11 protein-coding genes and 1 other annotated feature are annotated in these 7,825 nt (G+C 42.0%); of the genes, 7 read left to right on the forward strand and 4 right to left on the reverse strand.

The window, feature by feature from the left end; translation table 11 throughout:
• Positions 1-40: 40 nt before the first annotated feature.
• The gene (locus D6774_03270) at positions 41-760 is read right to left on the reverse strand and encodes a hypothetical protein (protein ID RME77783.1); all 720 of its coding nucleotides are present in this window, start codon (positions 758-760) and stop codon (positions 41-43) included.
• Positions 761-897: 137 nt separating this feature from the next.
• Here D6774_03270 and D6774_03275 point away from each other — a divergent pair, with 137 nt between their 5' ends.
• From D6774_03275 to lspA, 4 genes are all read left to right on the forward strand, one after another.
• A complete protein-coding gene (locus D6774_03275) occupies positions 898-1,476 on the forward strand; it encodes a hypothetical protein (protein ID RME77784.1) in 579 nt (192 codons plus the stop codon).
• A gap of 31 nt (positions 1,477-1,507) precedes the next feature.
• Positions 1,508-1,852 carry a hypothetical protein gene (locus D6774_03280; protein ID RME77785.1) on the forward strand — a complete coding sequence of 115 codons (345 nt, stop codon included), beginning with the start codon at positions 1,508-1,510 and terminating at the stop codon, positions 1,850-1,852.
• Positions 1,853-1,934: 82 nt separating this feature from the next.
• Entirely contained in the window at positions 1,935-2,417 is a 483-nt protein-coding gene (locus D6774_03285; GenBank protein RME77786.1) for a hypothetical protein, read from the forward strand.
• Entirely contained in the window at positions 2,411-2,896 is a 486-nt protein-coding gene (gene lspA, locus D6774_03290) for a signal peptidase II (GenBank protein RME77787.1), read from the forward strand. Before D6774_03285 ends, lspA begins: the two co-directional genes overlap by 7 nt.
• Positions 2,897-2,908: 12 nt before the next feature.
• Here lspA and eif1A read toward each other — a convergent pair whose 3' ends face one another.
• Together eif1A and sppA are read right to left on the reverse strand one after the other, a co-directional pair.
• Positions 2,909-3,235 (reverse strand): translation initiation factor eIF-1A, encoded by a 327-nt coding sequence (eif1A, locus tag D6774_03295; protein ID RME77788.1) that lies wholly within the window; start codon positions 3,233-3,235, stop codon positions 2,909-2,911.
• A 151-nt stretch (positions 3,236-3,386) separates the two neighbouring features.
• Positions 3,387-4,286 (reverse strand): signal peptide peptidase SppA, encoded by a 900-nt coding sequence (gene sppA / locus D6774_03300; GenBank protein RME77789.1) that lies wholly within the window; start codon positions 4,284-4,286, stop codon positions 3,387-3,389.
• A gap of 87 nt (positions 4,287-4,373) precedes the next feature.
• Here sppA and D6774_03305 point away from each other — a divergent pair, with 87 nt between their 5' ends.
• The 3 genes from D6774_03305 (at position 4,374) to D6774_03315 (ending at position 7,087) form a co-directional block, all read left to right on the forward strand.
• A complete protein-coding gene (locus D6774_03305) occupies positions 4,374-5,567 on the forward strand; it encodes a phosphopyruvate hydratase (protein ID RME77790.1) in 1,194 nt (397 codons plus the stop codon).
• 117 nt (positions 5,568-5,684) lie between these two features.
• Positions 5,685-6,422, forward strand: a complete 738-nt coding sequence (locus D6774_03310) for an inositol monophosphatase (GenBank protein ID RME77791.1) — start codon at positions 5,685-5,687, stop codon at positions 6,420-6,422.
• 26 nt (positions 6,423-6,448) lie between these two features.
• Positions 6,449-7,087, forward strand: coding sequence for a DEAD/DEAH box helicase (locus D6774_03315; GenBank protein ID RME77792.1), 639 nt, complete (start codon positions 6,449-6,451; stop codon positions 7,085-7,087).
• 356 nt (positions 7,088-7,443) lie between these two features.
• Positions 7,444-7,819 (reverse strand) — a sequence feature (possible 23S ribosomal RNA but 16S or 23S rRNA prediction is too short).
• Here D6774_03315 and D6774_03320 read toward each other — a convergent pair.
• Positions 7,639-7,825, reverse strand: a 187-nt coding sequence (locus D6774_03320) for a hypothetical protein (GenBank protein RME77793.1), incomplete at its 5' end; no start/stop codon positions are given. Its footprint overlaps the feature before it by 181 nt.

The following is a 7,825-nucleotide window of genomic DNA, read 5'->3' on the forward strand; positions in this document are numbered from 1 at the left end:
AAAAAGAGAAAGGAAAAGATTAAGTTCAAGGAAAACTGGTTTAACAGTTTACCAAGAATGCTTCTGTTCTTGAGAGTCCGTCATCGTTAGGTGTTTGAACAGCAACTCTGTTCGTTCCTTCGATGTTTGCATAGGATCCTGTTCCGCCGATGGTGGAACATGTGGTGGACTCTCCAGGTGCGAGCTCAGTATCTTCACAGCCAGGATTTTTAACAACGATTCCTCTTACAAGGAAGTAGGTATCAAATCCTTTTTGAACGCCGTTGTTTGAGATTTTGTATGGTCTCTCTGAGTTGACGTTTGTCAAGGTGAGTGAGATCATACGCTCGCCGTTAGCGTTTTGTGAGCATGCAACGTTGGACACTCTTTCAAGGTTTCCAGATGCGTCAATTGCGAGTGACTCATCTTTGTACTGCACTTCTCCAGTCAGACCGGATTTTTTTGCAGCTCCTTGTTGGATGTCATCTTGGGTGAGAACACTTCCAGGTTCTGTTGAAGGTTCTTGTTGGGTTTCTTCAACTGCTGGTGCCTCAACCTGTTCGTTGGGAGCAACTTCTTCGCCAGCGCCACCAGAACAACTTCTGATGAGGAAGACGAAAAGTGCAACAACGACAATAACTACAACCCAAGTAAGCCAGTTACCTTTTTCTTTTGCAGGTGCCGCGCTAACTTTTGGTTTGCTAGCTGCAGACTTTTTAGCTTTTGACTTGCTTGCAGTTTTCTTTTTTGTTGATTTCTTCTTAGTAGCTTTTTTTGCCATTCAAAGACACCTCATAAGCCTTATATGTGGGTTTTCATCAGAGAATTTTGTTTATAAAGGTTTCTAAGAAGAGTTACTCCTCCATAGTGGCTAAATTTAGTAAAGTTTATATAGAAGTAGTAGTAAGGACAAACTAAATGGTTCAGCTGGATTTGTTTGGAACAAAAACATACGACACTAAGGAAGATTCAACAAAAATCTATCTGCCCCCCAGATATCAAAGTGCAGAGCCAGTTATGGTTCCTTTTGGTAAAAAGAAAAAACAAAACAAATCAATTGACCAACTAGCTGTTGAAGATTATTCTTACTTCATGTGGTTTTTAAATCGTGCTGACGGATTACAATATTATCCTCAAGCACAAGACAGGTTTAGAGCAGTTCATCACGTTATGAACAATGCAGTTATGACAAAAAAATGTAGATGTTGTGGTAAACCCGTATGTCTGGTAAGCTTAGCAATCGGCCATGATGGACCTACTGCTTCAACCTATTTCACCTACGCTTCAAAAGAATGTTTTGAAAACGATCCTCAGGCGAATTATCACAGAACTCAATTAGCACCCCTAAAAGCAGATGCGCTTTGGATGAAAAAAAAAGTGATTACCAAAGATCTTCATGAAACCCTACTTCATTGCATGGGTATGAAAGAAGGAAGAAAAACAAAACAATACCTAAACGACTTTTTCAACACTGTTGAACTGACTAAACCACTATAATTAAATACCTTCACCCATTCTACCACGTTCAATGGAACTGCTTACCTTACTCTACATCGGACTTGCTTTTGTCATTCTCTACCTTCTTGCAACTATTGTAGGGAAGTTTGTGCGCTTCACACTAGGTGCTGCACTTATTGCTCTACTCGTCTTTAGTGCACTCTTCTTTGTGCAACACGACAAACTCCCTGGTGTGAGCGATATTACAGGAGCAGTAACCTCCATTGACGCAGTCAATGATTCTCTTCACACTGCAAAAGACTACGCAGAAGACAAAAGTAAAGAACTCAAGAACAAAAGCGAACAGGAGATCAAGGACGTTATGAAGAAGATAACCAACTCGAGTAGTGACTCACCAACAATCACCATTTCTTAACACCCATCTTAACACAAATCGTACCTGCAACACAAAGAGTAAAGCCATAAGTTTAAAAACTTCTTAAGCTCCACGCATCTTTATGGCCTTTCCCTTCTTCAAAAAGAAAAAAGAGGATTTTTCCGATCTCTCCGCGCTTGGACTTGATGAAAACGACTTCAAAGACCCCGCACCAACAGGCTCAAAATTCCAAAACGAACCGCTCAGCGCACCCACCCCAAGCTTTCAAGAAAACCCCCTTCCACAAGATCAAACGTCAGACATAGACACCCCATACTCCTTCGATCAACCACTTCCAACCAATCAAACACCCTCACCCAACCAACCCGGTTTAGACCTCCCGCAACAAAACCCGGGACAACAATCACCCCCACAAGCATTCACACAACTATCACAAAGCCAGCCACAACCAAGCAACCAACCACAGCTTAGTTTTGATAACAAGGACTTTGAAATCATCAATGCAAAACTTGATTCTATTCGCGCAATGTTAGACAACCTTAACCAGCGCATCTCCAACCTCGAGCAACTAGCTCAAGGAAACAATTCTCGATACAAATGGTGAGCAAAGCACACTTCCTAGCAATCACCATTGCCGTGTTTTTCTTTGATAGACTAACAAAACTCTCCATCATCACCAATCTCCAACTACATGAAAGCATAACCATCTTTCCTTTTTTCTCGCTTACTCGTGTGCACAACTATGGAATTGCGTGGGGATTCTTACAAGGAAGCGGTATCGTGAGTATTCTTGTAAGCATACTTGTGATTCTGCTCATAGTGTATAATTTCCAACGCATTTTTGAACAAAAAAAACAGGTCATCATAGGCATCTCGCTTATCCTTGCAGGCGCAACCGGCAATCTTGTTGATCGCTTGCTTTACGGATACGTCGTTGATTTTCTCAACTTTCACATCTGGCCAGTTTTTAACATTGCTGACTGCGCACTAGTATTAGGAACAATACTCTTCATCCTACAAAAAGAACAAAAATCACAACGAAAAACACTCCAAAAAACTCCTAGCGCAGAAAAACAAGATTGAAACCGCTCTAAATTAGAACTCATCCAAGTCTTCAAGATACGTTAAATAATTATTTCTCTTAAGCCAAGCAACTTGAACCGGACGGTATTTATACACAACGTCTCCCTTCTCATCACCTTCAAACTCCCAAGGCTCAACAATAACAATATCGCCTTCGCGAACCCATAACCGTTTTTTGAGTTTTCCAGGAATACGGCAAAGACGCTCTTTACCATCAAGACACTTCACCTTCATACGAGAACCACCGCAACGCTGCTCCACTAACCCAAACACTTGAGGTGATTTGGGTAGTTTAATACGTGCGATTTGTTCTTCTTCACTAGGTGCTTGGTATCTCATAACTATGAGAACTCAAAAAGGAGTTTATAAAGCTATGCGTAAAAAGCTCACTTCACCACACTAAAACAAGAGTATTCGGCAAGAACAATACATAAGAAGAATAAGAAACCACTACAAGAATCACCTCCTTTACAAGATTTCTTTACTAGAGCTACGCAGTAATTGTTAAGGTTCCTTCTCGCACTATGCGCTCACCAATACCAGATCCAACAAAAAAACCAAACTGCGATGTAACTCCCCCCAAGATCTCTGCCAAAGAGGGTTCCTTCTTATAATCAACAATCTCCACGCTCACGTTATGCAAGGACTCAATGTAATGAATAGCTTCATCCATCCCTCCTAATTCATCAACAAGGCCAACATCATACGCTTCAGCACCTAGAAAAATCTGTCCTTGTGCAAGAGGTTCTACCTGATCAACACTCATATTCCTTCCTTGTGCTACGTGATTGATGAAATACTTATGCATAGTGTTGAGTTTTTCCTGGAAAAATTCACGCTCATCAGCAGTTGGCTCTCTAAAGGGTGTCCCTAAATCCTTGAACTTTCCCGCAATGTATCTTTGATAGGTTACGTTGTGATCCTGAATAAATCCGGAAAAATCGAGATAACTTCCAATTACGCCAATACTCCCCGTAATTGAAAGAGGATGTGCGATGATGTGATCTGTTGAGCTTGCAATCCAATACCCTCCCGAAGCACCCACTTCACGAATAACTGTAACTGTTGTTTTATTGCTTTTTTCCAGCGCCTGCGCAATTTCATCACTTGCAACGGCAGACCCCCCAGGAGAATTCATCTCAACAATAATCGCAACAATATTTTCATCGTTTTTCGCCTTTTCAATTTGTTTTACAAGCACGTTACTTGAAGCAACTCCATCAATGAACACACTCTTAGTATCCTCTCCTACAATAGGTCCGGACACAACAATACGCGCGACGTTTCCACCAGTCTCAATTTTTGAGAGGCCTGTTAAGAAGAACACCAAGCCAAAAAGTGTAAGAAATCCAATAATCATCGTTGTTTTATCAATTCTCAAACCGTTCATGGAGTCCTTTTCAACAAGTCGTCCTTAAATGCTTTTCTACCATTCCCTACCATTCCCTTTTTATACTACTTCCTCCTACGATACTGTATGAAGTTCACCGCTTATGAAGTGCTTGATTCTCGAGGAAACCCCACTCTTGCTATACGTGCCCAGCAAGGAAAAACCACCATAACAGAATACGTCCCCTCAGGAGCGTCAAAGGGAAAACATGAAGCTCTTGAGTTGCGCGATAACAATTACCGCTACCACGGCAAAGGTGTGCGCAAAGCAGTTAATAACGTAAACAACATCATCGCACCAAAAGTCAAAAACTTAAAAGATGCAAAAAGCATAGATAAGCAACTTTTCAAACTTGACCCTTCTATTGATAAGTCAAAACTAGGTGCTAACGCAATTCTTGCGGTAAGCCTTGCTGCGTGGCGCATGCAGGCAACAAAACACGACAAAGAACTCTGGCAACTCTTCACCGCGAAAAAAACACAACAGCCGACCATGCCCACACCCTATTTGAACATTCTCAACGGAGGGCTCCACGCAGATAACCACCTTTCAATTCAGGAATTCATGATTGTTCCCCATCACAAAACATTTTCTGAACGTATGCGTATTGCAAGTGAAGTTTACCACACTCTCAAAGCACTACTCAAGAAAAAAGGTCTCTCCACGAATGTTGGAGACGAAGGAGGATTCGCACCTCCCCTCAAAAAAACCCAAGACGCACTTGAATTAGTAAACAAAGCAATTGACAAAGCAGGTTTTACCGGTAGTTGTAACATCGCACTTGACTGCGCCGCATCAGAGTTCAAACATGGAAAAGGATACACTCTTGATGGTAAAAACATTACTGCTGAAAAACTCGCAGAAAAATATCATTCTTGGATTGAACACTACCCCATTGAAAGTATTGAAGACCCCTTTGATCAAGATGATTTTAGTTCTTGGAGAGATTTCCTAAATCAAACTAAGATACGTGTTGTAGGAGACGATCTACTCGTAACAAATCCCACACGCATCAGGATAGCACAAGAAAAAAGACTCTGCAACGCTCTTCTGCTCAAAGTGAATCAGATAGGAACAGTAAGCGAAGCCTTGCAAGCACACAAACTTGCAAAGAAAAGTAACTGGTCAACGATTGTTTCCCACAGATCTGGTGAGACCACCTCTACCTTTATTGCAGACTTAGCAGTTGGCATACAAGCAGATATTAAAGCAGGAGCTCCTGCCAGAGGAGAAAGAGTGGCAAAATATAACCGCTTGATAGAGATCGAAGAATTCACGTAACTTTTTAAACAAGCATTTCTTGTTTCTTCTCATGGCTCGAAGTAATAATAGTGTTCTTGGAACAAAAACTTCTGTGAAATTAACAACAAGTCTTACAGCAAGGAGCAACCTTAATCCATGAAACAACTCTTACTTGACACCATCAAAGAAGCAGGAGCATTGTCCCTTAAATACTTTCGAAAAGAATACACCACCTCACGTAAAGGCAGTCAAGATATCGTAACCGAAGCAGACACAGCAATTGAAACGTTCATACGAAAAAAATTAGAACCAACAGGATATAACATCCTTGGCGAAGAAGAAGGATTTGCACAAGCAGATTCAAACTACACCTGGTACATCGACCCCATTGATGGTACGAGAAATTTCAACCGAGGCATAGCGCTCTACTCCATTACTATTGCCCTTGCAAAACAAGGAGAGATCATAATGGGTGCGATCTATGATCCCGTAGCTGATGAGCTATTCTTCGCAGAAAAAGGCAAAGGCGCAACACTTAATGGACAAAAAATCTACGTGCGCCATGCAGAGCCACATGAAACCATCTTTACCTGCTCGGCAAGTTACGCAAAACAATTACGAAAAGACCTCTTCTTACTCACGAGAGTCTTAGGATCTGCTGCGATTGAACTTGCGTATGTTGCTTGTGGGAGATCACAAGGCTGCGCTCTGCGCAACCTTAAACCATGGGATTTCGCAGCAGGAGCACTCCTCATCAAAGAAGCAGGTGGAAACGTAACAGACATTCACGGAGACTCCTTCAACCTTGACGATGATACCATTCTCGCAACAACAAAAGAACTACACCCAGTATTATTTGACTATTTGAATAAGAAAACGAGGAACAAAGATTAAATACTCCTCTTCTTTTTCCCTTTATTATGAAGGAATATATCAAAGAGTTTCTTAAAACACTTAACATTGAAGAATTACGACCAGCTCAGAAAAAAGCAATTGATGCTGGACTTCTTGAAGGAAAAAACATTCTCGTCTGTACACCAACGGCATCGGGAAAAACACTTGTAGCACAAATGGCAGCACTAGAATCCATTGAATCACGACGAGGACGCGCAGTTTACATCGTACCACTCAAAGCACTTGCCACCGAGAAATACAAACAATTCAAAAAAGACTTCGGAGACAAATACAAGATTTCTCTTTCCATAGGTGATCTTGATAGTAATGATGGGTATCTTGCACACAGTGACATTATCATCTGCACCGCAGAAAAACTTGACTCACTCACACGACATCACGCACCTTGGCTTAACACGATTGGATGCATTATTGTTGATGAAATTCATCTTCTTAATGATCCCTCAAGAGGCCCCACCTTAGAAGTACTTCTCATCATGCTCAAACAAATTGTTCCTCATGCACAAGTAATTGGGCTCTCCGCAACTGTCGGCAACGAACAAGCTCTCGCGCAGTGGCTTGAAGCAACACTTGTACAGGATACGTGGAGACCAGTAGAACTCAAGAAAGGAATTTACAGAGATGGAGAGGTAACGTTTTACTAACCCCATCATGCTTCTGTTCTTTCTGTAAGTTGCTAGTGGTAGCAAGAGGTAGGCAATCACCTCACTCTAAAAAACATACCAAAAACATATTCTAAGAACATAGCTCACACTACCACGCTTCATTTATGATCATAACAATCTAGTAAATAACATAGCAGAACATAGCTTACGCTATTTTCTATTTTTCACTAAAAAATGATTGGAATGTAGCTCGCGCTACATGCCTTCAAAAAAATGCACACAGCAATGCTGTGTAGTAAAAAAAATGAAAGCCAATCATAGGAGTAGAGTATAGTCGATTGGAAACCGCATGCTGAATTGGTCGTCACCTTCCAACTTACACACCGGTCCCATCAAACGGGTCTTTTACCCGAGACCACATGACTCTTTTTGCGGCGGGCTTCGTGCTTAGATGCTTTCAGCACTTATCCCTTAGCGCGTAGCTGCCCGGCCTGCCTTGTCAGACAACCGGTAGACCAGAGGCGCCGAGACTTCGTTCCTCTCGTACTAAAAGTCCCTTCCACTCAGTCATGTAACATTTCCAGTAGATATTAAACAAACTGCCTCACAGCGTTCTGAACCCAGCTCACGATCCCTTTTGATGGGTGAACACCCCCACCCTTGGACGCTTCTGCACGTCCAGGATAGGAAGAGCCGACATCGATGTAGCAAGCCGCGCCGTCGATATGAGCTCTCGGGCGCGACAACTCTGTTATCCCCGGAGTAACTTTTCGGTCA

Source organism: Candidatus Woesearchaeota archaeon, assembly GCA_003695435.1.
Taxonomy (GTDB): domain Archaea; phylum Nanobdellota; class Nanobdellia; order Woesearchaeales; family UBA11576; genus J101.

Bases quoted from the DNA above. Each gene is read 5' to 3' on its own strand.
- D6774_03270 (RME77783.1), bottom strand. From the start codon at position 760: ATGGCAAAAAAAGCTACTAAGAAGAAATCAACAAAAAAGAAAACTGCA.
- D6774_03275 (RME77784.1), top strand. From the start codon at position 898: ATGGTTCAGCTGGATTTGTTTGGAACAAAAACATACGACACTAAGGAA.
- D6774_03280 (RME77785.1), top strand. From the start codon at position 1,508: ATGGAACTGCTTACCTTACTCTACATCGGACTTGCTTTTGTCATTCTC.
- D6774_03285 (RME77786.1), top strand. From the start codon at position 1,935: ATGGCCTTTCCCTTCTTCAAAAAGAAAAAAGAGGATTTTTCCGATCTC.
- lspA (RME77787.1), top strand. From the start codon at position 2,411: ATGGTGAGCAAAGCACACTTCCTAGCAATCACCATTGCCGTGTTTTTC.
- eif1A (RME77788.1), bottom strand. From the start codon at position 3,235: ATGAGATACCAAGCACCTAGTGAAGAAGAACAAATCGCACGTATTAAA.
- sppA (RME77789.1), bottom strand. From the start codon at position 4,286: ATGAACGGTTTGAGAATTGATAAAACAACGATGATTATTGGATTTCTT.
- D6774_03305 (RME77790.1), top strand. From the start codon at position 4,374: ATGAAGTTCACCGCTTATGAAGTGCTTGATTCTCGAGGAAACCCCACT.
- D6774_03310 (RME77791.1), top strand. From the start codon at position 5,685: ATGAAACAACTCTTACTTGACACCATCAAAGAAGCAGGAGCATTGTCC.
- D6774_03315 (RME77792.1), top strand. From the start codon at position 6,449: ATGAAGGAATATATCAAAGAGTTTCTTAAAACACTTAACATTGAAGAA.